Here is a 20994-nt window from a genome sequence, read left to right on the forward strand (position 1 = left end):
TGTTTTCAGCAGGTTTTTTCAGCATTCTTTGGAAGGCAAACATTCTTCGATCGCTTCGGGCAACATACTGCCGGAAAGGACCTCGATAGCTTCTTCAAACATGCGGAGTTCTGCTTCGAGAGCGCGGGCCGAATCTCCGCTCGCTACCACGAACGCGCCCGCCAAGTTGTCGGCCTGTCGCGTCAACCGTGTGACCACTTCGCGATAGTCGTCGCAGATGTCCAGCGCGGTAGCGCGAGGCATTTGTTTGAAGGCGGTTCTGATTGCAGTGTGTCTGGCGTTGGTTCGGGACATCGGTTTGTTCTCCTCTTGCGTGGTGAAAGCTGTTGGTCGCTAGGCGATGACACACATGAGCCATGCGGTTCAACCGACAGCAAGCCGATTTCAGCAGCTTTTTCCCATGATCTTCCATGTTTCCCGGGAGGCCCTACGGGCCCCGACGTTGGCCCGTGTTGCGATGTTTTGAATGTTGGGTACTTGGTAGAAGGTGCTAAGAAGAACGCGACTGAGGGGGAGTGTCGCGACCAAGCGGAAGAACGCCGCGCTTCCGTTCGCGGCGTCCGTGGCATTCCGCTGGTCTGTGGTTTAGAGGATCTTTCCGAGGCGGCTGTTCTTCATCGCGTCCAGGGCTTGGACCGCGTTGAAGTGTTCGGTGAGAAGCGGGCCGGCGCTGGGCGTTTGTTGTGCGTCGGCGATCTCGAGGGCTTCCGACAAGGTCATCAAACCCTCGATCGCCTTGTAGTAGGCTTCGCGGATCTCTTGGGCTTGGTGTGCATCCATCGTCTTGAAGATTTGGCGAAGGGTTGCGTCGGTGGCTGCGTGTGGGTTGTTTGCGTTGGTCATGTTTGTGTCTCCGTTTCGGAAATAGGTTTGAATCGTTCACGCGATGACACACATGAGCCATGCGGTTGGCGAAAGCTCAAGCCAAGCCTTCGCGGATTCCAACAGGAATTTGAATGTTTCTTTGGAACCCGTCAGTTCGCACAAAACGCGTCGCGTCGCGTTGCGATTCGGGCTTGGCCACTATTAGTGACATACACGATTCGACCCCACGGTGACGTAAAATTGGCCCCACGTTGCCAAACGTGTGAAAGCCGAACCTCCGTGTTCGGCGTTTCGTTTGGTTGTGGTCTATGCCGCGCGGTCGTATTTGCGGGCGAGGTCGAGGAGCTTGGTTTTGATCGTTTTCCATTCCGGTTTGGTTTCGCAGGCGATCTCTCCGTAGACCTTGTCGCGAAGGGCACCCTTGTACCAACCCTTGGTCCATCCGAGTCGGTAGAACAATCGATTGAGTTCGGTCTCGCCAAGGCCGGCACCAGGGCGATCCCAGCAGCTCTTGGTACCTTCCTTCTTGATGTAGTCCCATTCGCTGCAGCGTTTGGTATTGAGGGCGAGTTCAACCAAACCCAAAACCATCATCAGGTATCCGACCACCTTGGTCTTGTTGAGCGTTCCGCCGAAGGCTCTGAATTCGATTCGGTTCTTGCCGCGGGTCAGGTGGGTGAGGTTCAGCAGGTGGTAGCGATCCGATTCGCATCGGCTCTTGGCGTTGTCTTTGTTGCCGTATTGTTTGATTCGCTTGGCGTACATCATCTGTTCGCGTTTGCGGGTTCCGGTCGAAGCGTAGATCGCTCGTTCGTGGTTGCCGACCAAGGAGATCAATCTTGCCAAGGCGGCTGCGTCTCCGTTCCAGCTAACCGTTATGTGCAGTCCGCAGCTGGAATTTACTCGGCCCCCGCGAGCGTTGATCTGGTCGATCGCGTTCTCGATCTGGCGTACGCCTTCAGCCCCTTTGAGTATTGGGCTTACAAATTCGCATCCTTTGCGAGAGGTGTTCTCGGGTCGGATGCTTCCATCGCGTTCTGCTTTCCATCCGGTTGGCAGCCAAGGTACTTGATATCCGCTGTGGTAAGGTCCGATCGGTGTGTTGTCGGTGCTTGGGAGGGTGGTTTCGAATTCAATTCCGAAGGCGATTTCGTTTGCGTTCATCGTTCTGTTCCTTTGTGGTTCGAGGTGTGTTTTGCGTCGCGATTTCTGCGTCGCGATGACACACATGAGCCATGCGTTTCGAGGAACATCCAGCCGATTCCTGCATGTTTTTTCAGTAATTCTGCATGTTTCCTGGGACGCCACCGGTGCCCCAACATTAGGCCACGGTCGCGTCCAAACATGCTTCGCATAACGAGGCGAACATGCGGCTAAAACGCGACCGTGCGCGAACGGTCGCCCCACGTTTCGAGATGCCAAACCATGGAGGAATGCGATGAGTGACGGAAACAACCAGGTAGATCCGACGAGGCTTTCGGTAGAGCAAGCAGCGAAGTTGTTGTCAGCTGCTTTCCGAGAACGCATCGAGCCAGAGAAGATCCGACTAGACCTACAAGACGGTGCGCCGGTGAACGTTGATGGAACGATCAACCTCGTGCACTACAGCGCATGGCAAGCAAAGGAGATGGGACGTGGCGAGTGATCCAAGGAAACTAAAACCAAGCGAGCTATGTCGACTACTCAACTCGACGCCGCTAGGAGAGGTGATCAGCGAACGACAACTCTATCGGCATCGTCAACGCGCCGGCGCACGCATCGGCGACAACAAGACCGTTGACTTGCTTCGCTATTGTGCATGGATGCATGTCGTACGACATACGCCTCGCACGACAAACGGTGTCGATCCATATGATGCGATGAAGGAACGAGCGCGTGCGAGAAATGCAGCGCTCGCACTTGCCGGCCGCGACATTGGTGAACTACCAGAGGTCGATAACCCAGATCGTAAAGATCGCGCGTCGCGTGACTTCCGATATTTTTGTGAAACGTACTTCCCTTTGACGTTTCATCTCGCCTGGTCGCCGGACCATATCAAGGTCATCAACAAGATCGAGCAAGCGGTTGTGCATGGAGGTTTATTTGCACTAGCGATGGCACGCGGTAGTGGCAAGAGTTCGATTGCGGAAGTCGCATGCATTTGGGCAGTGCTGTATGGGCATCGCAACTTTGTTTGTTTGATCGGAAGCGATGAGGGGCATGCGTGTGACATGCTCGACTCGATCAAAACCGAACTCGATAGCAACGAGTTGCTCTTGGCTGACTTTCCCGAGGTCTGCTTTCCGATTCAAGCCCTAGATGGAATCTCGAATCGGGCCAATGGCCAGCTCTACAAAGGCAAACGCACGCAGATCGGTTGGACTGCTAAAGAGGTCGTTCTACCAACGATCGATGGTAGCAGTGCCAGCGGTGCGATCATCAAGGTCGCCGGCCTTACCGGTCGCATCCGAGGTATGAAATTCAAGCGTCCCGATGGTAGAACAGTTCGTCCAAGTCTTGTGGTACTCGATGACCCGCAAACGGATGAGAGCGCTCGGTCACTTTCGCAATGCGCGAATCGCGAGAGCATACTCGCCGGTGCGGTTCTTGGTTTAGCAGGACCCGGCAATAAGATCTCTGGGATCATGCCCTGCACGGTAATACGTCCAAGCGACATGGCCGATAATATACTTGATCGCAATCGCCATCCGGAGTGGAATGGTGAGCGCACCAAGATGGTTTATGCTTTCCCCAAGAATGAATTGCTCTGGGAGCGTTATGCCGAGATCCGCGCCGAAGGAATGCGTGGTGGTGATGGTGGGGAAGCGGCCACCGAGTTCTATCGGCAGAACCAAGCCGCGATGGACGAAGGTGCGGTTATAGCCTGGCAAGAGCGGTTCAACTACGACGAGCTTTCGGCCATCCAACACGCGATGAACTTGAAGCTACAGGACGAAGCTGCATTCTTTGCCGAGTATCAAAACCAACCATTGCCGGCGGAGACGGTTGTCGATGGGATGCTCAAGCCCGAAGAGGTCGCGAGCAAGATCAATCGCATGGATCGTGGTTTGGTATCGATCGGTGCCAACCATCTCACCGCATTCATTGACGTCCAGCAAAAGCTCCTGTTCTATGTGGTCACCGCTTGGGAGGACGATTACACGGGTTATGTAATCGACTATGGTTGCTACCCCGACCAGCAGCGTCCCTACTTTACGCTGCGCGAGGCTCGCCAGACACTGAGCTCCGAAGCGACTGGAAGCGGACTCGAAGGATCGATCTACGCAGGCCTCGAATCGCTGACTTCAAAACTACTCGATCGCGAGTGGCAACGAGACGATGGCGCAGCGATGCGTATTGGACGGTGTTTGATCGACGCCAACTGGGGCCAATCAACCGATGTGGTCTACCAGTTCTGCCGGCAGTCAAAGCACGCCGCTGTGATCATCCCCAGCCACGGTCGCTTCGTGGGCGCATCGAGCTTGCCGTTTAGCGAATATCGTCGCCGGCCAGGTGATCGCGTAGGGCTCAACTGGCGTATCCCCAACGTCGCCGGTAAGCGGGCCATCCGCCACGTGGTCTACGATACGAACTGGTGGAAGTCGTTTATCAACGCTCGTCTGCAAGTCGCGATGGGCGATCGCGGTTGCCTTTCGCTCTTTGGCACCAACGCCGAAACCCATCGTATGCTCGCCGAGCATCTAACCTCGGAGTACTTCGTCAAGACAGAGGCCCGCGGCCGGAGCGTCGACGAATGGAAGCAGCGACCCGAGCAGCCCGACAACCACTGGTTTGACTGTTTGGTAGGTTCTGCGGTCGCGGCGTCAATGCAAGGCGTGATTCTTCCAGGTATCGAAGGCACGGCCGAGATCCGTAAGGAGCGGATGAGCTTTTCTGAGATGCAGAAGCGTCGGCGGAACCAGTAGTCCGAAAGATTTGATCTAAAAAATATTCTCGCTTTTCCGTCAATCTACATGGGTACCGGGTATTCCTACAGATAGAAGACCACTTCTTCATTCTCAAGTAGGCCGCATGTATGTCTGACAGCTTGCAAGAAACGATTCGCGAGAGTGCGAAAGCACCTGCTAAGGCATCGGGAGATGCCGGTAGCGTCGAGCAGCATAAGCTGACCGAGCAGATCGCTGCTGACAAGTATCTGGCATCCAAGGCAGCCGCCTCCCAAAAGAAGCGTGGCCTTCGATTTAACAAGCTCGTGCCACCAGGGGCGGACTAATTGGTTCGCAACTGATCGAGCTTGTTTCTATAGGCAGGGGTGTCGGGTTTAACAGTAGGGATTGAGTCACGGATGTTTAAGTTGTTGTCAGGGATTCTGAGCAAGAACGGCGATCGCAAAGATCGATCGCTCGTCCGTGGACGCTCGGCCCGACACCCCTGGTCGTTGGTGAGATTGCTGGGGCGCTACGACGCTGCGACCACCACGGTCGACAACGTTCGCCACTGGGCGGCCGCTGACGGACTATCGGCCAGCGCGGCCAATAGCCCTGAAGTGCGCCGCACGCTACGCAATCGTTCGCGATACGAGATCGCCAACAACTCTTACGCCCGAGGCATTTCGCTGACTCTGGCCAACGACTGTGTTGGTACCGGACCTCGATTGCAGATGCTGACTACGGATGCATTCGCCAACCGATTTGTTGAGCAAGAGTTCTTTGCTTGGGCCGATGCAACTGGTCTGGCAGAAAAACTACGCACGATGCGGCTGGCTCGCGTATCGGACGGTGAATCGTTTGGCTTGTTAACTAGTAACCCAAGAATCGATTCACCGGTTCAACTCGATCTGAAGCTCGTCGAAGCTGAACAGGTCACGTCACCCATCTTGGCTCTCGACAGTAATCGTTACCTCGATGGCATTCGCTTTGATGAGCACGGTAATCCGATCTCATACGATGTTCTTCGAGAACATCCAGGTGATGATGCGTTCTCGTTGACCGAAAACTATGACACCATCGATGCAAGTTCCATCCTCCATTTCTTCCGCAGCGATCGGCCTGGCCAGATCCGTGGTATTCCCGACATCACGCCGGCACTGCCACTGTTTGCACAACTGCGACGATTCACTTTGGCTGTATTGGCGGCTGCTGAAACAGCGGCTGATTTCGCAGGGATTCTTTACACCGATGCGCCGGCGGGTGGCGAAGCCGATGCGGCTGAACCGTTCGAGCCAATCGAACTGGAGAAGCGAGCGCTCCTAACGATGCCAGGCGGTTGGAAGATGGCTCAGATGCACGCTGAGCAGCCAGCCACGACATACGCCGAGTTTAAACGCGAGATTCTCAACGAAATCGCGCGTTGTTTGAACATGCCGTTCAATGTCGCTGCTGGTAATTCGTCGGGTTACAACTACGCCTCCGGGCGACTCGACCACCAAACCTACTTCAAGTCGATCCGTGTCGAGCAGTCCCAAATGGCTCGCACCATTCTGGATCGCATTCTGTACGCATGGCTGCGCGAAGCGATTCTCATCGAAGGCTATCTGCCTAACTCGCTTCGCACTCTCGACTCGTCGTTCGAGCATCAATGGTTCTGGGACGGACATGAGCATGTCGACCCAGCCAAAGAAGCCAATGCCCAGAAAATCCGCCTCGCCAATCATACGACAACTCTGGCCCATGAATACGCGAGGCAGGGGCGTGATTGGGAGGCGGAACTTAAACAACGCGCGAAAGAGATCTCGCTCATGCGTGAGCTCGGACTCTCGACCGATTCAACTTCACTTTCTCCAGGAGATGTAACGGATGACGAAGACATTGCAGTCGAACAAGCAGAGTGAGGTAGACGCTGAGTCGGTACCAAGCTCGCTGCGAATCGTTTGTGACGATGCCAGTTCGATCAATTTACAAGCCGCTGAGGCTGCCGAAGAAGGCAAGCCGGCGTTGCGAAAGTTCTCAATGGTCGCTTACACCGGTGGCGCAATGCGCCTTGGTGGCTGGCCGTACCCTGTCGTTGTGGACTTGGCAGGCATGCGAGTGACTCGCAAGTCGCGCCCAATCCTCAAGGACCATGATCGTGCCAGTATCGTTGGTCATACCGATGACATCATGGTCGGCGATTCGCGGCTCGAAGTTGCTGGTGTGATCTCGGGCGTGGGCAACACCGCTCAGGAAGTCATCGCTACCAGCGAGAACGGCTTCCCTTGGCAAGCCTCGCTCGGTGCAAATGCCGACAAGGTTGTCTTCATTCCTGAAGGCAAGACAGCAACCGCCAATAGTCGCGAGTTCAAAGGCCCTGTGTACATCGCTCGCAAGTCAACGCTGGGTGAAGTCTCGTTCGTGGCCCTTGGTGCCGACGACGACACCGAGGCTCGGATCGCAGCTGGCCAGTCTGGCGATGACGAGGATCTCGACACCGAAGAGTCGGATGACGACACCACCGAGTCCGATGATTCGGAGCTCGACCCGGTGAACGCCAGCTTGGATATGGGCAGCAAGCCCAAGCGTCCTGTCACGAGTGGAGTCGTTTCCAAGATGCGTATCGAAGCCGCTGCTGAATCCAAGCGTATCGCTGGTATTCGCAAAGTGTGTGCTGGCAAGCATCCCGAGATCGAAGCTCGCGCCCTTGAAGAAGGCTGGAGCGTTACCAAAACGGAGTTGGCAGTGCTGCGAATCGAACGACCCAAGGCCCCTGACCAACAGGCAAGCCAACCGATGTACCGACGCGAAGTCCTCGAGGCAGCTTGCTGCTTATCGGTAGGACTCGACGAAACCAAGTTGCTCAAGGCCTACGGGGAGCGAACGCTCAACGCTGCCGATCCGCTTCGGCACATTGGCTTGCGTGAGCTCGTCGCCGAGTGTGCACGGCTCGAAGGCTTCGATGTTCCTCGCGTCTTCGGCGATGGAACGGCAACGATTCGCGCCGGCTTCTCGACGATGTCGCTTCCTGGCATCCTCGAGAACGTCATGAACAAGACGCTCCTGTCTGCCTATGAGTCTACACCGATTGCTGCGTTTGATTTGTGCAGCATCGGTACTGTGAGCGACTTCAAGGAAATCGCTCGCTATCGATTGCTTGGTACCGGCGGGTTTGAAAAAGTCGCGCCGGATGGTGAGCTCAAGCATGGCAAGCTTTCCGACCAAAAGTACAGCAACAAGGCTGATACTTATGGCCAGATCCTTGCGTTGACGCGCCACGACATCATCAACGATGACCTCAACGCATTCATGGACATCCCGCGTCAAATGGGTCGCAGCGGAGCCGAGTCGATCGACGACCTGTTCTTTACGTTGCTCCTCAAGAACACCGGGTTCTTCTCCTCGGCTAACGCCAACTTGCTGCAAGGCCCCGAAACCAAGTTCGGTCCCGAGTCGCTCACCGTTGCCAAGACCACCTTCCGCAAACAGAAGGCAGGACCGAGCAACAAAGCCAAGGACCAAAAGCCGATCAACATTCGTCCTGAGTTCTTGGTCGTTCCCGTCGAGATTGAAACTGATGCGGAACTGCTCATGGGCTCTGCGCAATTGATGATCGATGCCCAAGGAACGCCGACCAAGATTCCGGTCGACAACCCTCACCGAAACAAGTATCGCGTCATTTCAACGCCGCACTTGTCGGACAGTTACTACCAGGGAGCCAGCGGCTCGGCTTGGTATCTGTTCGCCAATCCAAATGTACTGCCTGCGTTTGAGATCGTGTTCCTTAACGGTCGACGCACGCCGGTTATCGAGCGCGTTGAAATGCCGGCCAACACCCTTGGCATGGGCTTCCGCTCCTACATCGACTTCGGCGTGAACTCGCAAGACCCACGCGCTGCTGTGAAGGTCACTGGCGAGTAGTTAGATCAGTCGGATCGGTCTTATCTGACGGATCAGACCGATCTTATTTTCCAAAACTCCATAATCGGAACTCCCATGCAAGCTCAATTCGTTCATGACGGTAAGGCCGTCGATTTCAGTCCCACCGTTGATGTCGCGGTTGGATCAATCGTGATCCAAGGCGATCTAGTGGGGATCACCAAACGCGACATCAAGGCCGGCTCGCTCGGCTCGATCGCTGTGGAAGGTGTCTTTGATATTCCCAAAGACCCCGCTCTGGCTGTCGAGTTCGAAGCTGGCACCAAAGTCTACGTTGACGAGGATGGCAGCGTCGTCGCTGACGATGTTGGCACCAAGTACCTCGGCAAAGTCGTGACTGATGCTGCCGCCACTGATTCCTTTGTCCGCGTTCGCCTGAGCCAGTGATGAGACACCGTGAGCAACAACGCACAAATCATAAACATTGGAGCGATCCACGTTGCTGACGGCACGACTGTCGACTTCGTACCTGAGGTTGATGTGCCTGCGGGTTCGATCGTCGTCGTGGGAAAGCTTGTGGGCATCGCCAAGTTTGGAATTAGTGCGGGCTCACGAGGCAGCATCACGGTTCGCGGCGTCTTTGACGTCGTGAAAGATCCAACCACAAACATTCCCGCTGGGACGATCCTTTATTGGTCGCAGATCAGCTGGCATGTGGTCAAGAACGCTTACGCCCATTCGATGATCGGCAAAGCCATAGAAGCCGCGCCGCCAGGCACACTCACAGTCCGTTTACGTTTGAGTCAATAGATGATGGCATCAATTGCAAAAGTAACTATCGATCGAGCTCGCGCAACGCAGTCCTTGCGGATGGCCAATGGTCTAGTCAGCCAATGGCTCTCGGTGGGCGAGTTCCGAAGTTGCTTTTGCGTGGCAAGCCAGTCAGTTCCATCGGCATGGATCATCGAAGGTCGTTTACCTAATGGCGATAACGTTCAACTCGCCAGTTATGAAACCGACTTGTTTGATCCGGCCAACCCACGCTACGTCACGATGAAGGCCATGTGTGGGCTGCCAATTCGATTCGTTGCGGCAACACCTCAAACGAACTCGCGATTGTGGGTGGTATTCAAGAGTTAGCGACGACTACCGCTGGCCCGCACCAGGGGCACGAGTTGGGCCTCGGCTCTCCAAACGATCCTTGCGTTTGCGGTCCAGCGTTAGTCGTCACCATCAATAGTTTCAGAAACGAGCTCAAGATGATTCATAAACAGTTGATTTCAGCCTGTGTATTGATGCTGCTCGTATTGGCTGGCTGCGATTCGGGCATCGTCAACGTTCGTGCCTTACCAACACCTGAGCCAGAGCAACCGCCAGCCAATTTACCAGTGCAATTGCATCAGCGCAATTGGACGGGTTCTCTTGGTCAAGGTAGTTGCGTTCACGCCTCGCTCGTGAACCATCTCCGTTGGCTTAATAGATTCGAGCTTGGCGAACGCTGGCGAACGACTTATGCCGACGGCGAGTGGGACTCACGCCTGCGCGATCGCTTGGATGCTGCCGGCATCGATTACAGCTACACGCTCAAGGCTGATCCTCGCTTCCTCGATTGGGCCAGTGCAACTAGGCGAGGTGCGATCCTCTGGTGGAAGCCGGCGCATTGCTGCACGTTCGTCGGTTGGATCGAGCGTGATGGGAAGCAATACGCAGCGATCCTCGACAACAACTATCCGGGGCGATTCGAACTCACGCCTCGTGAACAATTCATCCGCTTGTGGGCAGGCTACGGAGGCTTTGCCCTAACCGTTCTCAATGATCCAAGCAGTTCACTGCCTTACCAAAGTTATGAGGTTCTGTAATCACCATGATCAACGATTCCGTTCGAATTCGCTTAAGTTTAGGCCTGATCGTGGTGGCAATTGTCCACGCGATTCTCCTCGGTGTTGTATTCACGGCTTTGCATAACAAGCCGGCGCAACCACAGCCCGAGCAGAGCTGGACGGTACCAAACTATCGACCCACTTCGCCAAGTGTTGGAACGATCGAGAAGTTGCAAGAGCCGCAGTCGGTGAACTTGCAGGCTCAGGGAGAGATCAAGCAACAGATCCGCAACTGTCCACCGAATTGCCTACCACAACGCGTCTATCCCGCGCCGGTGGTAGTTCAGCCCACAATCGTGCAACCGACCGTCGTTACGCCAAATGTGACGCCTACAGTGGCCCCAGCGGTACCTGCTACGCCCAACTTCGTAGACGCAACGCAGCCAACTAAAGAGCCGCTGGTTGTTACGCCAGTCTCAAACCCTGCTTCCCCTCCACCGAAGAAGAGTTACCAGATTGCCCTGTTCGTTAACACCGATGCGACGAGTCAGCGACTGCAGGAATGGTTCACGCAGAACAAGCAACTAGCTGCGCTCAAGGAGAGTTGTGAATTCCAGGTCTACACGGCAACCAATGCGATCTACAAGACTCGCTATGCCGACATTGTGCCCGCGGAACAGTTCCCTGTGGTGCTCTTTCAAGATGCAACCGGGGGGCACATCCACGCCGCTGGTCGTTCGATGATTCCGAGCACGCCGGACGAGCTCTACTCGGATTTGCGTCATGGATACACGCTCTACAAGCAAGCCAAAGAGGCGCAGAAGACTGGAGCAGTGAAAACCAAAGGTTACTCCTGGGACGATGCAATCACGCCGACGCTGTATCTGTCGGCCGAGGATTGTCCCGATGGCTATTGCCCAACGCCTCCCTCCGAAGACCGCCGGCCACTGGATCGAGTGCGCGATCTCTTCGACGGAGCGAAAGACACTCGCAACGCACTGCTTTGGCTGTCGGCCGGCGAGATCGCCACGGTCGCACTTATTGGAATCGCAGCCGTGCTGCTCGTGTTCATTCTGATCAAACGCGGCATTAGCTGAGCGTTGCTTTAACCCAATCCACTCTCCTAGATGAGGTTCAACCAAAGAATGTTATTAGCCATCGCCATCATTGTGGTCGTCGTCCTGCTGGCAGTTGCGCTGTTTCCTGTGAAGAGACGGGAACCAGAGCAACTCAAGCAAGCGTCGCCCGTTGCTTTCTTAACTCCAGAACCAGCCCAGCCCGTTCGTCAAACAACGCTTCGTCAGCAACAGCTTGACGAAGAGGCGAATGCCGTTGCTTCCGAGTACCAACGCCGCGCCGATGCGGTTTGGCTCGATGAAGTTCGAACAAAGGCCTCGAAGCTGCTGGGCAACACGAAAGCAAAATCCGAGTCATGACAGACATGCTTCAAAAGGGCCAGGAGTGGCTTGCCTCCAAACTCACCCAGCACGCGTCTCGCCAGGTCGTATATCGCCGAGGAGAGCTTGGAGCCACGCTCCAAGCAACAATCGGCAAGTCGATGTACGACCAGGACGATGGCGAGGGCATTGTCACTCGCAGCCAGGTCCGCGACTTCCTGATCGACACGCAATCTCTGCTCCAGTCGATCATCGGAACGTTGCCACGCCGCGGTGACACGATCGTCGAGATCGATGGCAACCACACCTTCATATTTGAAGTGATGGCCCTCGGTGGCGACCCACCTTGGCGCTACAGCGACCCATTCCGTTTGAAACTCCGCATCCACACCAAACAGATCGAATCCCATCCCTCATGACGACCGTTCTACAAGTTGCCGACAGCGTCACCGCCCAGCTCAATGCCGCCGAGTTCGATTTCGAGTTCGTGGCCGAGCGTTTGTACGTTCCCAACTTCGACCTCGAAGACATGAAGGAACTTCGCGTCAGCGTTGTGCCTCGCGACGTCGAGTTATTGCCTCATGATCGCGCCCACAACCGATACCACTGCCGTGTGGATGTTGCCGTTCAGAAGAAGTTTTCGAAGGGAACCAATGAGGAGATCGACCCGCTGGTGGACCTTGTGGAAAAGATCGCCGACGAGTTTCGCTTGAAGCGGCTCGTGTCATTTCAAGCGGCTCGCTGCATCAAGGCCGAACATGCCGTGCTGTACTCCAGCGAACACTGGGAGCAACTGCGTCAGTTTACAAGCTTGTTGACCTTAACCTTTGAACTGGCGCGATGATCAGGCTCACCGTTCGAACTCAATTCGACAAGCGAAAGCTCAAGAAGAAGGTGGAAACTGCCACCTTTACATCGATCAGCGAGGCCGGCGGTGCCATCCGTAAAACAGCAAGTCGGAGCATTCGTAAGCGTAAGAATCCATCCAAGCCAGGAAGCCCACCGAATACCCAGACGGGCATGCTCAGGCGAGTGATTCGCTACGAAGTAACCAATAACAAGACCGAAGTCATCATCGGACCTGTAAATGAGATCGCGGGTCGACTTTGGAATCTGCATGAATTCGGTGGCGTGGCAACCAAACGCCGCAAGCTGAAGCCACATCGCTTTCGAGTTGGCGAACATGGTCCGATCCGAATCAAGCAGCAAGGAAACAAGACGAAGTTTGCGCGGATCGAATTGCGAACCGCAGCACAAGCCAATCGAGCCACTCGCTTGATCGCTGAAGAAAACGAACGCCGCAGTGACAACAAACCTCGTCATTACCCCAAGCGCCCCTTCATGAAGCCGGCACTGGATGCCAACCGGAGTCGGCTCCCCATGTTTTGGGCCAACTCAGTTAAGTAAACGTTCGCCATAAGGAATCATTCACGATGCCAGAAGTAAGACTTGGTCTCGAAGCCGTCCTCACCGTCGACGGCGTCGAGATCACCAATGTCAAGGATCTAACCGTCAGCCTTGAAAAGGCCGAAGCGGATGCCAGTACTCGCGCCAACAACGGCTGGCGTGCCACAGTGGGAACGCTGAAGGATGCGTCCATCGAGTTCACAGTGCTGAACAAGGATGGCGATAGCGCGTTCGGCTTGCTTCAAGGATTGTGGAGCAGCGGTGATCCATGTGATGTCGGCATCAGCGACGCTGGTGGAACGCTCACGCTGACTTGCGAAGTGATGACCTTCAATGTCAACCAAAACTTGGAGGAGGTCATTTCGGCTGATGTGACTCTCAAACCAACGCAATCGACTGGCGGTGGTGGCATGAATGTTGGACCGGGCTTGGCTGGTCCTTAAGCAGGCATGAGACCTGAGGCGTGAGGCCTGAGGTCAGGATTCATTTGTTTTTCTTTCTTCCTCAAGACTCAAGCCTCAAGTCTCAGGACTATTAACATGCAGAAGTTCGTTGACCGCGCCGGTCGCATTTGGATTGTGGATATCGATAACACGACGCTGCGCCGCGTGAAGACTCTCACAGGCGTGCATCTGCTGGAAGCGATCGACGGTGATTTGATCACACGACTCTCGACTGATCCGTTGCTCCTGGGCGATGTGCTATTTGCGATTTGCAAGCCGCAAGCTGATCAGCAGCAGATCACCGACGAAGCCTTCGGCGAGGGGCTCGCTGGAAACTCGATCGACGACGCCACCGGTGCTCTCCTCGAAGCGTTGATCAATTACTTCCCGGAGTCCCGACGCCGTCTTCTGCGGAAGGCGGCCGAGAAACAGAAGCTGATCGAGACTCGGGGGATCAGTGCGATCGAGAAGCGACTGGACGATCCGAACTTGGTCAACAAGCTCGTCGAAGATCTCGAACGCAAGCTCGCTGTGCCGACATTGAGCGACTCATCGTCAGACTCGCCGGCATCGTCGGAGTCGATCCAGGTCCCTTAACGCTTCGCCAACTTGTGCTGATGGCAGAGGCCAAACGTCAGCACGATTGGAATGTCGCCAGCACGATCATGGCACTGATGGCCGAGATGAATCGTGATCGCAAGAGACGTCGCAAGCCGTTCAGGCCCGATGACTTCAATCCCTACGCAGACCAGAAACCGATCGTTGCTAAAGGCACCGTTGAACAAGCGGCATCCATGTTGGGAGCAGCTTACACGCGAAACACTCAAGTCTCACCCCTCAAGTCTCAAGCCTCATTATGTCCCAAGTCAAAGCCGGAGGAGCCTACGTCGAGCTGACCGCGAGAAGCGCCCAGTTCCTCAAGGGGCTCGAGGCTGCGCAGAAGCGGCTGCAATCATTCGGCGCATCCACACGGATGATTGGCACCAAGCTGATGGGACTAGGAGTCGCGTCCGCAGCTCCTGTGGCTGGAAGTGTCGCCGTCTATGCAAACTTCGATGATGCCATTCGCGCCGCAGGTGCGGTGGCCGGCGCGACCGGAGCGGCTTTCGATTCATTGCGTGAGAAAGCCAAGCTTCTCGGTGCAACCACAAGTTTTTCTGCCAGCGAAGTCGCCTCGCTGATGACCGAGCTTGGTCGTGCCGGTTTCTCACCCAAGCAAATCGAAGAGATGACCGGCGCGGTTATGAATCTTGCTCGCGCCACCGGTACCGATGCCACGCTCAGTTCCGGCATCATGGCAGCCACCATTCGCCAGTTTTCAATGGCAGCCACCGATGCGGTCCGCGTCGCTGACGGATTGACGGCCGCTGCGAACAAGTCGTTCAACTCGGTCGAATCACTCGGCGAGGCATTATCGTATGCAGGTCCTGTGGCGGCCGATGCCAACATGAGTCTCGAAGAGACGCTCGCCATTCTCGGCACGCTTGGCAATCTCGGGATTCAAGGCAGCGAGGCCGGAACCGCGCTGCGTCGTTTGCTCACGCTCAGCGCCTCGGAGTCAGAGAAGTTTCAAAAGGTCTTCGGTGTTGCTACGAAAGACGCACAAGGCAACGCTCGCAAGCTCGTCGACGTGCTTGGGGAAGTTGCTGCTGCGACCGCCAACATGGGTTCTGGCGATCGCGCTGCAGCATTCAACGAAGTGTTTGGACTGTTGGGCATCACGAGCGCATCGGCAATCGGCAAGTCGGTCACCGATACCAGGCAGTTACTCGGTGAGATCCAAAAGGCCCGTGGTATCTCTGCCAAGACCGCTGCTGATATGGACTCGGGAATCGGCGGTGCCTTCCGAATCCTCAAAAGCTCGATCGAGGGCGTGGCGATTGCGATCGGCGAGTCTCTTGATCTCTCTGTGACCAAGATGATGAATGCGATCTCACGTGCATTGTCTGGACTCACCGAATGGATCGGCAAGAACCAGGAAGTGGTCAAGAAGGTCGCTCTCATTGTTGCCGGCGTGGTTGGCGTCGGCGCAGCGTTCATCGGCATCGGTAGCGCCGCTGGTGTCGCTGCATTCGCAGTCGGTGGTCTGGCTTCGATGTTTTCGCTGGTGGGAACTGCGATCGGTGTCCTTGTGACCATGATCGGCGCTCTGTTCACACCTCTCGGGCTAGTTGTCGCTGCGGTCGCGGCACTCGGTGCTTACTTCATTTATTCCACTGGAATTGCCGGCCAGGCGATCGAGTACTTGAAAGGTTTCTTCGAAACACTGAAGGCCGATACGATCAAAGCCTTTGGTGCGATCGCCAATGCATTGGCAGCCGGAGACATTACCGCTGCGGCCAACGTTTTGTGGACCTACCTCAAGCTCCAGTGGATCAAAGGCACAACCTATCTCAAAGGCGTGTGGGCTGACTTCACCAATTATCTCTCCGATGTCTGGGGCGACACAGCTTATGCGATCGGCGATGTACTGATCAGTGCGCTCTCTGGCCTCGCCAGCGTTTGGAATGCAACACTCGGTTTCATGGCCGATGGCTGGACGATCCTCACAACCTCAGTGCAGAAGGGCTGGAACTCCACGATCGGCTTCCTCAAGAAAGGATTCATCCGGCTTCGTGAACTCGTTGACATTGCTGGCGACGTTTCTGTTCAGATCGGTGGCGTGCTCATCAATGCTCTGGCAGGCGTTGAGACCGCCTGGGTCGAAACGATCGATTATCTCGCCGACACCTGGTCGGTGTTCGTCGCCCAAGTCAAGTCGATGTGGAACTCAACGGTGGGCTTTCTGCGAAAGGCTTGGATCAAACTGAAGTCACTGTTCGATGACGATGTGAATGTCGAAGTCGAAATGGCCAAGATCGACAAGGAGATCCGCACGGCCGACGAAGCGGAAGAGGCCAAGAAGCAGCAAGCCATCGCCGATCGCATGAAGCGGCGCGACGCTCGTAAACAACAGATCGAAGCTAATCGCGTACAGATGCAGGAAGGCATCAAGCAGCAGCTTGAAGAACGTCGCAAGGCACGCGCAGGTCGCGACATTGATGCTGAGATGGCGGTCATCGATCAAGAGACCGACGCCAAGAACCAGGTGGTCGATGCTTCGCGCGATGATCAGTTCAAACAGAACGAAGCGGCCGGACAGTCGCGACAACACACGATCGACGACACCACCGCAGGCGTTCAAAGGACCCTCGATCAAATGCGTGAGGAGGCTCGCGTTGCCCGCGAAGCTGGTCGCCAATCGCCCGAGGATCGCGCTAAGGAACGTGACCAGCAGGTAGCCGCGGCGCAAGCGGAGTTCAACGCAGCCGTTGAAGCCGCCAATGCTGCAAAACCCCAAGAGCCCGAAGCTGCCAAAGAACCAGACGCCGGCACTCCCATTCCTCCCATGCCCGCGCCGCCGATGCCCGGCGATGTAAAGGCCCCCAAGGTCGAAGTCGATGGTATCAAAGATCCCAAACTGAAACCGCCCAAGAAGAAGGACCTCAAGCTTGGGCTCGATCGCTCGGCCAAGGATTCGCTAGATCAGTTCTCCAGTGGCCCAGAAGCAGTCGCCGAAAAGACCGAAGCGGCTGGCAACTTCGATAGTCGCGGCCTGGGTCTTGGTAGCGGCGCTTCGCTGATTCCAACTTTGCAAGTCGCTGACAAACCCGACGTCGATGAAGATGTCGATGCCGGCGATCTTGATGTCGATCCGCAGTTGGACGCCGAGCCCGAAAACATGGAGGTGCCCGAAGTCCTTGTGCCGACAAAAGAGACGCCAATGGCGCAGTCTCAAGATATGTCGGACGAGGAACTCGACGAGCTGGCCGATGCGCTGTTTCCTGAGGAAACCGAGCCATCGCTCAACCTGGAATCTCTCATTGCTTCCTTTGCTGCGGTGCGAGTTCGACTCGAGGATTTCGACGCAGCTCTATCGCAAAGCGTCGCGCGGCTGCAGATGCCCCCAGTCACTGGCGAAGGCTTGTCGGATGATGTGAAGCGAGCCATCATTCAAACCGCTGAGAACACCGCTCAGCTGGCCGAACGCGCCCGCACGGGAGGCTTCGTGTTCAGCTAATGGGATTTTCACACGGTGGATACAATTTTGAATTGGCAGCGCTGTCAAAAAAGGCAACGCGTGGCAAGACGACCTCGGATACCTTCGTCTATGTGGCGACCAATGGTGGCTCAGTCGATCCGGCAGTCGCTGCGAGTGCTGCGCTGGCCCACTATCGAGCCACCCAAAGAGACCTGATCCCCTATCTACAGATTGATGGCGAGTACATCAACGAGAAGCACGCACTCGTCACCGCATCGATCAATAGGACCAAGCTCGATCCGGTCTCCTTCAATACCACTGGCGCATCGACTCACCTTAATCAATCTCTCTTCACTCGTGGAATCTACGCGGCCCCTGGCAAGATCGCTCCGAACTATCGCGGAGCGATTGGTGTGAGCGACTCGGGGGTTGCCGGCGTCGACGTGACCGTCCCGGCGTTCGAGTTCTCTGTCCGCAAGAAGTTTGAATTCGTCTCGACAGCTTATCTGCTCGCTATGGTCGCGATGACCGGCCGCGTCAATTCAAGTCCCTGGTCGATCTTCGCTCCTGGCGAAGCCTTGTTCCTGGGTGGCGAAGGCGGCGAAGACGAACAGAACTGGGTTGATGTGACTTATCACTTCGCGGCGCGTCCCAACGAAATCAACCTTACGGTTGGCAACATCTCTGGCGTGGCGAAGCGAGGCTGGGACTACCTCTGGGTCAAGCACGGCGAAGAGGTGGTTGGTGATCGCGTCCTACAAGTTCCTGAAGCGGCCTACGTCGAGCAGGTTTACCCCGAAGCGAACTTTAACGCGTTGGGGATCGAGTAATGGCGAGGCGAGTTCGGCCAGGCGAGAAGCTCAATATCACGGCAGCGGAATACAACCGACTGCTGGCTGCAGCCGATGCCATCGCTCGCGATCGTCTGTCGGGTGGCGGAGGAAACCGCACCCACGTTCGCGACGCTGCCACCGTTCGCGTTCACTATCAAAGTGCGACCACTGTGCCCATCGGTGGAATCGTCGGTTTTAACGCCCCACTGGGCGACCCAGACGTCGACAATACGGCACTCGCTCGTTTCGTACGTGATGCGACGATCCAGTCGGTTCGTCCCATCGCCGACGAGCATATGGGACGATTCGGAGTAGCTATCGAGCCGATCGCCGAGGACAAAGTCGGTCGCGTGGTATTCGCCGGAGTGGTTGCCGCTCGTGTGAATGTTCAAGAGACCTGGCATCAATATGCTGATGTCGCCGACTCGGGAGGTACGACACTCCAGTCAAAACCCAACGGCTCCGCCCAGATCCTATGGCGACGTGATGCGAATCAGACCGGCGTCCAGTGGGCTGTCGTTCGCGTTGGTAAGCCGGCCGATCCTGCGTTCCTGGCGAAGGTTCCCAGCGGTGGTATCCCTGGTCGCTCTGGTCTTGCGACCGGTTCCGCCAACTGCGACCTCTTTCAGCTCGACGATGCTGGCACCATTGAGCCGGTCTTGAAACCGAATGGACAAGGTGTTCGCATTATCGCTCGCAACCCGAGCGCTCAGCGGATTCGAGGTCCGGTTTCCAACTACGAAGGTGAACAATATCTCAGCGTCACCTACGATGGCAATCGCTCCTGGATCATCGACCCGCCCAGGCAGACGTTGCTTTGCAAGCCAGTATCGCGGCTTAAAGCCAAGAGCTGGGGCATGGCTCGTGAACTGCGATATGCCAACGGAGTCTGGGCACCGATCGGAGTCAAGGTCGCAGTCTACAACGTCTGTGACTATGCCCTTCTGACAAGCCAGCAGATCGTGTGTCACTTCCACGAGGACACCAGCGCCTACTTAACAATCGGATGCCGATGCTGTGAGGGAAGCAGTAGTTCCAGTTCCAGCGGCGGTTCGTCCTCCTCGTCGTCTTCAAGCAGCTCAAGCAGTAGCTCTAGCTCAAGTTCGAGCAGCAGCATTTCGAGCTCATCGTCGAGTTCCTCGTCATCCAGTAGTAGTTCGAGTCAATCAGCGAGCTCTTCTTCGGGCTCCAGCAGCTCGTCGAGCATCTCGAGCTCATCGTCGCCGTCGTCCAGCAGTTTGAGCATGGGCTCAAGCAGCAGCTCATCGAGTCCATCCTCATCAAGCAGTTCAAGCATTTCGTCGAGCTCATCGAGTTCTTCTAGTTCCCTTAGCTCTTCTAGCAGTAGCTCATCGATGAGTTCGTCTTCAAGCGATCAGTCGAGTTCCAGCTCTGCCTCGTCGTCATCAAGTCTAAGCTCATCCAGTCTCTCATCTTCGAGTTCCTCCGCATCCAGTTCGTCCAATTCAAGCTCAAGCCATTCCTCAAGCTCTGATTCCTCCGCGTCCAGTGAATCATCAAGTGATTCAAGCGAATCGACTTCGCTGAGCGGGCCTTCGTACTCGAGCAGTTACTCGTCGAGCGGATCAAGCTCGGCGTCGAGCGATTCAAGCCAATCCAGTGGTTCCAGTGGATCAAGCTCCAGTGAGTCTGACTCAAGCCAATCGGACTCGAGCAAGTCGGATTCCAGTCAGTCTGAATCGAGTGAATCGGATTCGTCGCGCGGAAGCGATTCGTGCTCAAGCGATGCCAGCTACAGTCATTCGTACAGCGCCAGCCACCCAGCGTCATCCAGTGGCAGCGCTTCCAGCCAGAGCGATTCAAGTCGTAGCGACAGTAGTCAATCCAACAGTTCGGATAGTGAATCAACCAGCTCGGAAAGCGAAAGCCAATCGGAGAGTCAATCGGATTCTCAAGATCCAAGCAGCAATAGTCACTCGGTACCGAGCTATTCGTGGCCAAGCTACTCGGTGCCCAGTTACTCCAGTGGTAGCGGTTCCGCTTCGGCGAGTGATTCCAGTGAAAGCGAAAGTCAAAGCGACTCGGAGAGCCAGTCCGAAAGCGAATCAGACAGTCAATCGCGATCCGAAAGCGAACCATCAAGCGGTGATAGTTCGGAGAGCCGATCGAGCAGCGATCGACCAAGTTACAGCGAAAGCTACAGCGTGCCATGGTCAACTAGTCACTCAACCAGTGGTTCCGCTAGTCGTTCGCAAAGCGATTCAGGCAGCGGATCGACAAGCGGATCTGAAAGTGATTCCTCGCCATCAACCAGCAATTCGCGAGATCCATCTACCAGTGACTCAAATGATCCGTCAACAAGTGATCCCCCAGATCCATCCACGAGCGATTCTCATGACCCTTCGACCAGCGAATCGGATCGCCCAAGTGTAAGTCACTCCGATAGCGAACCGCCAAGCGAACCCCCTCCATCCGAAAGCAGCACGAGCGAACCATGCAACTCAACATGGATCTGGTCGTGCGGCTGGCAGCTACTTGAAAGCGATTGTCCTGAAGTTGG

27 protein-coding genes are annotated in these 20994 nt (G+C 55.9%); 20 read left to right on the forward strand and 7 right to left on the reverse strand.

The features are described 5' to 3' along the window. Positions 1-18: 18 nt before the first annotated feature. From SH451x_RS16795 to SH451x_RS16805, 3 genes are all read right to left on the reverse strand, one after another. The gene (locus SH451x_RS16795; protein ID WP_479358146.1) at positions 19-294 is read right to left on the reverse strand and encodes a hypothetical protein; all 276 of its coding nucleotides are present in this window, start codon (positions 292-294) and stop codon (positions 19-21) included. A gap of 291 nt (positions 295-585) precedes the next feature. Then, positions 586-843 carry a hypothetical protein gene (locus tag SH451x_RS16800; protein WP_479358147.1) on the reverse strand — a complete coding sequence of 86 codons (258 nt, stop codon included), beginning with the start codon at positions 841-843 and terminating at the stop codon, positions 586-588. Positions 844-1131: 288 nt separating this feature from the next. After that, positions 1132-1989, reverse strand: coding sequence for an amidoligase family protein (locus SH451x_RS16805; protein ID WP_479358148.1), 858 nt, complete (start codon positions 1987-1989; stop codon positions 1132-1134). A 274-nt stretch (positions 1990-2263) separates the two neighbouring features. Here SH451x_RS16805 and SH451x_RS16810 point away from each other — a divergent pair, with 274 nt between their 5' ends. The 19 genes from SH451x_RS16810 (at position 2264) to SH451x_RS16900 (ending at position 18470) form a co-directional block, all read left to right on the forward strand. Continuing rightward, entirely contained in the window at positions 2264-2470 is a 207-nt protein-coding gene (locus tag SH451x_RS16810) for a hypothetical protein (protein ID WP_479358149.1), read from the forward strand. Beyond that, the gene (locus tag SH451x_RS16815) at positions 2460-4730 is read left to right on the forward strand and encodes a terminase gpA endonuclease subunit (protein WP_479358150.1); all 2271 of its coding nucleotides are present in this window, start codon (positions 2460-2462) and stop codon (positions 4728-4730) included. Before SH451x_RS16810 ends, SH451x_RS16815 begins: the two co-directional genes overlap by 11 nt. Positions 4731-4840: 110 nt before the next feature. Continuing rightward, a complete protein-coding gene (locus tag SH451x_RS16820; RefSeq protein WP_479358151.1) occupies positions 4841-5038 on the forward strand; it encodes a hypothetical protein in 198 nt (65 codons plus the stop codon). A gap of 72 nt (positions 5039-5110) precedes the next feature. Beyond that, on the forward strand, positions 5111-6595 hold the full coding sequence (locus SH451x_RS16825; RefSeq protein ID WP_479358152.1) for a phage portal protein: 1485 nt from the start codon (positions 5111-5113) through the stop codon (positions 6593-6595). Continuing rightward, positions 6561-8594, forward strand: a complete 2034-nt coding sequence (locus SH451x_RS16830; RefSeq protein WP_479358153.1) for a phage major capsid protein — start codon at positions 6561-6563, stop codon at positions 8592-8594. The genes SH451x_RS16825 and SH451x_RS16830 overlap by 35 nt, the downstream gene beginning before the upstream one ends. Positions 8595-8669: 75 nt before the next feature. After that, a complete protein-coding gene (locus tag SH451x_RS16835; protein WP_479358154.1) occupies positions 8670-8999 on the forward strand; it encodes a DUF2190 family protein in 330 nt (109 codons plus the stop codon). A 9-nt stretch (positions 9000-9008) separates the two neighbouring features. Then, complete coding sequence (locus tag SH451x_RS16840) at positions 9009-9362, forward strand: DUF2190 family protein (RefSeq protein ID WP_479358155.1); 354 nt, start codon at positions 9009-9011, stop codon at positions 9360-9362. Further along, positions 9363-9692 (forward strand): hypothetical protein, encoded by a 330-nt coding sequence (locus SH451x_RS16845; protein ID WP_479358156.1) that lies wholly within the window; start codon positions 9363-9365, stop codon positions 9690-9692. Positions 9693-9811: 119 nt separating this feature from the next. Continuing rightward, positions 9812-10411, forward strand: coding sequence for a hypothetical protein (locus SH451x_RS16850; protein ID WP_479358157.1), 600 nt, complete (start codon positions 9812-9814; stop codon positions 10409-10411). A gap of 5 nt (positions 10412-10416) precedes the next feature. Next, positions 10417-11469, forward strand: coding sequence for a hypothetical protein (locus tag SH451x_RS16855; RefSeq protein WP_479358158.1), 1053 nt, complete (start codon positions 10417-10419; stop codon positions 11467-11469). Between the two features lie 48 nt (positions 11470-11517). Beyond that, the gene (locus tag SH451x_RS16860; RefSeq protein ID WP_479358159.1) at positions 11518-11808 is read left to right on the forward strand and encodes a hypothetical protein; all 291 of its coding nucleotides are present in this window, start codon (positions 11518-11520) and stop codon (positions 11806-11808) included. After that, positions 11805-12188, forward strand: coding sequence for a hypothetical protein (locus SH451x_RS16865; RefSeq protein ID WP_146675898.1), 384 nt, complete (start codon positions 11805-11807; stop codon positions 12186-12188). The genes SH451x_RS16860 and SH451x_RS16865 overlap by 4 nt, the downstream gene beginning before the upstream one ends. Next, a complete protein-coding gene (locus SH451x_RS16870) occupies positions 12185-12613 on the forward strand; it encodes a hypothetical protein (protein WP_146675897.1) in 429 nt (142 codons plus the stop codon). The genes SH451x_RS16865 and SH451x_RS16870 overlap by 4 nt, the downstream gene beginning before the upstream one ends. Further along, positions 12610-13176: a hypothetical protein gene (locus SH451x_RS16875; RefSeq protein WP_479358160.1), complete on the forward strand. Its 567-nt coding sequence runs from the start codon at positions 12610-12612 to the stop codon at positions 13174-13176. Before SH451x_RS16870 ends, SH451x_RS16875 begins: the two co-directional genes overlap by 4 nt. A gap of 26 nt (positions 13177-13202) precedes the next feature. Continuing rightward, positions 13203-13619 (forward strand): hypothetical protein, encoded by a 417-nt coding sequence (locus tag SH451x_RS16880; protein ID WP_479358161.1) that lies wholly within the window; start codon positions 13203-13205, stop codon positions 13617-13619. A gap of 96 nt (positions 13620-13715) precedes the next feature. Beyond that, positions 13716-14216 carry a hypothetical protein gene (locus SH451x_RS16885; RefSeq protein WP_479358162.1) on the forward strand — a complete coding sequence of 167 codons (501 nt, stop codon included), beginning with the start codon at positions 13716-13718 and terminating at the stop codon, positions 14214-14216. 20 nt (positions 14217-14236) lie between these two features. Further along, the gene (locus SH451x_RS16890; RefSeq protein ID WP_479358163.1) at positions 14237-14515 is read left to right on the forward strand and encodes a hypothetical protein; all 279 of its coding nucleotides are present in this window, start codon (positions 14237-14239) and stop codon (positions 14513-14515) included. Continuing rightward, positions 14476-17679: a phage tail tape measure protein gene (locus SH451x_RS16895; RefSeq protein ID WP_479358164.1), complete on the forward strand. Its 3204-nt coding sequence runs from the start codon at positions 14476-14478 to the stop codon at positions 17677-17679. The genes SH451x_RS16890 and SH451x_RS16895 overlap by 40 nt, the downstream gene beginning before the upstream one ends. Next, positions 17679-18470 carry a hypothetical protein gene (locus tag SH451x_RS16900; RefSeq protein WP_479358165.1) on the forward strand — a complete coding sequence of 264 codons (792 nt, stop codon included), beginning with the start codon at positions 17679-17681 and terminating at the stop codon, positions 18468-18470. Before SH451x_RS16895 ends, SH451x_RS16900 begins: the two co-directional genes overlap by 1 nt. On the opposite strand, the gene SH451x_RS16905 is transcribed toward SH451x_RS16900, so the two are convergent. From SH451x_RS16905 to SH451x_RS16920, 4 genes are all read right to left on the reverse strand, one after another. Further along, complete coding sequence (locus tag SH451x_RS16905) at positions 18431-18877, reverse strand: hypothetical protein (protein WP_479358166.1); 447 nt, start codon at positions 18875-18877, stop codon at positions 18431-18433. The genes SH451x_RS16900 and SH451x_RS16905 overlap by 40 nt on opposite strands. A gap of 69 nt (positions 18878-18946) precedes the next feature. Continuing rightward, positions 18947-19450 carry a hypothetical protein gene (locus tag SH451x_RS16910; RefSeq protein WP_479358167.1) on the reverse strand — a complete coding sequence of 168 codons (504 nt, stop codon included), beginning with the start codon at positions 19448-19450 and terminating at the stop codon, positions 18947-18949. 14 nt (positions 19451-19464) lie between these two features. Then, entirely contained in the window at positions 19465-19590 is a 126-nt protein-coding gene (locus tag SH451x_RS16915; RefSeq protein ID WP_479358168.1) for a hypothetical protein, read from the reverse strand. A gap of 45 nt (positions 19591-19635) precedes the next feature. Next, positions 19636-19770 carry a hypothetical protein gene (locus tag SH451x_RS16920; RefSeq protein WP_479358169.1) on the reverse strand — a complete coding sequence of 45 codons (135 nt, stop codon included), beginning with the start codon at positions 19768-19770 and terminating at the stop codon, positions 19636-19638. 407 nt (positions 19771-20177) lie between these two features. Here SH451x_RS16920 and SH451x_RS16925 point away from each other — a divergent pair, with 407 nt between their 5' ends. Beyond that, positions 20178-20867, forward strand: coding sequence for a hypothetical protein (locus tag SH451x_RS16925; RefSeq protein ID WP_479358170.1), 690 nt, complete (start codon positions 20178-20180; stop codon positions 20865-20867). The last annotated feature ends 127 nt before the right edge of the window (positions 20868-20994 follow it).

The organism is Njordella aestuarii (assembly GCF_056494165.1).

Coding starts and splice junctions, on each gene's coding strand:
- SH451x_RS16865 (WP_146675898.1), top strand. CDS start 11,805: ATGACAGACATGCTTCAAAAGGGCCAGGAGTGGCTTGCCTCCAAACTC.
- SH451x_RS16900 (WP_479358165.1), top strand. CDS start 17,679: ATGGGATTTTCACACGGTGGATACAATTTTGAATTGGCAGCGCTGTCA.
- SH451x_RS16860 (WP_479358159.1), top strand. CDS start 11,518: ATGTTATTAGCCATCGCCATCATTGTGGTCGTCGTCCTGCTGGCAGTT.
- SH451x_RS16810 (WP_479358149.1), top strand. CDS start 2,264: ATGAGTGACGGAAACAACCAGGTAGATCCGACGAGGCTTTCGGTAGAG.
- SH451x_RS16830 (WP_479358153.1), top strand. CDS start 6,561: ATGACGAAGACATTGCAGTCGAACAAGCAGAGTGAGGTAGACGCTGAG.
- SH451x_RS16845 (WP_479358156.1), top strand. CDS start 9,363: ATGATGGCATCAATTGCAAAAGTAACTATCGATCGAGCTCGCGCAACG.
- SH451x_RS16885 (WP_479358162.1), top strand. CDS start 13,716: ATGCAGAAGTTCGTTGACCGCGCCGGTCGCATTTGGATTGTGGATATC.
- SH451x_RS16835 (WP_479358154.1), top strand. CDS start 8,670: ATGCAAGCTCAATTCGTTCATGACGGTAAGGCCGTCGATTTCAGTCCC.
- SH451x_RS16805 (WP_479358148.1), bottom strand. CDS start 1,989: ATGAACGCAAACGAAATCGCCTTCGGAATTGAATTCGAAACCACCCTC.
- SH451x_RS16895 (WP_479358164.1), top strand. CDS start 14,476: ATGTCCCAAGTCAAAGCCGGAGGAGCCTACGTCGAGCTGACCGCGAGA.
- SH451x_RS16850 (WP_479358157.1), top strand. CDS start 9,812: ATGATTCATAAACAGTTGATTTCAGCCTGTGTATTGATGCTGCTCGTA.
- SH451x_RS16905 (WP_479358166.1), bottom strand. CDS start 18,877: ATGCCAGGTCTCTTGAACATTCACACGAGCGGCAACCACTCCGGCGAA.
- SH451x_RS16800 (WP_479358147.1), bottom strand. CDS start 843: ATGACCAACGCAAACAACCCACACGCAGCCACCGACGCAACCCTTCGC.
- SH451x_RS16795 (WP_479358146.1), bottom strand. CDS start 294: ATGTCCCGAACCAACGCCAGACACACTGCAATCAGAACCGCCTTCAAA.
- SH451x_RS16915 (WP_479358168.1), bottom strand. CDS start 19,590: ATGCTGCTGCTCGAACTTGAGCTAGAGCTACTGCTTGAGCTGCTTGAA.
- SH451x_RS16920 (WP_479358169.1), bottom strand. CDS start 19,770: ATGCTTGAACTGCTTGATGAGGATGGACTCGATGAGCTGCTGCTTGAG.
- SH451x_RS16870 (WP_146675897.1), top strand. CDS start 12,185: ATGACGACCGTTCTACAAGTTGCCGACAGCGTCACCGCCCAGCTCAAT.
- SH451x_RS16825 (WP_479358152.1), top strand. CDS start 5,111: ATGTTTAAGTTGTTGTCAGGGATTCTGAGCAAGAACGGCGATCGCAAA.
- SH451x_RS16855 (WP_479358158.1), top strand. CDS start 10,417: ATGATCAACGATTCCGTTCGAATTCGCTTAAGTTTAGGCCTGATCGTG.
- SH451x_RS16880 (WP_479358161.1), top strand. CDS start 13,203: ATGCCAGAAGTAAGACTTGGTCTCGAAGCCGTCCTCACCGTCGACGGC.
- SH451x_RS16890 (WP_479358163.1), top strand. CDS start 14,237: ATGGCAGAGGCCAAACGTCAGCACGATTGGAATGTCGCCAGCACGATC.
- SH451x_RS16875 (WP_479358160.1), top strand. CDS start 12,610: ATGATCAGGCTCACCGTTCGAACTCAATTCGACAAGCGAAAGCTCAAG.
- SH451x_RS16820 (WP_479358151.1), top strand. CDS start 4,841: ATGTCTGACAGCTTGCAAGAAACGATTCGCGAGAGTGCGAAAGCACCT.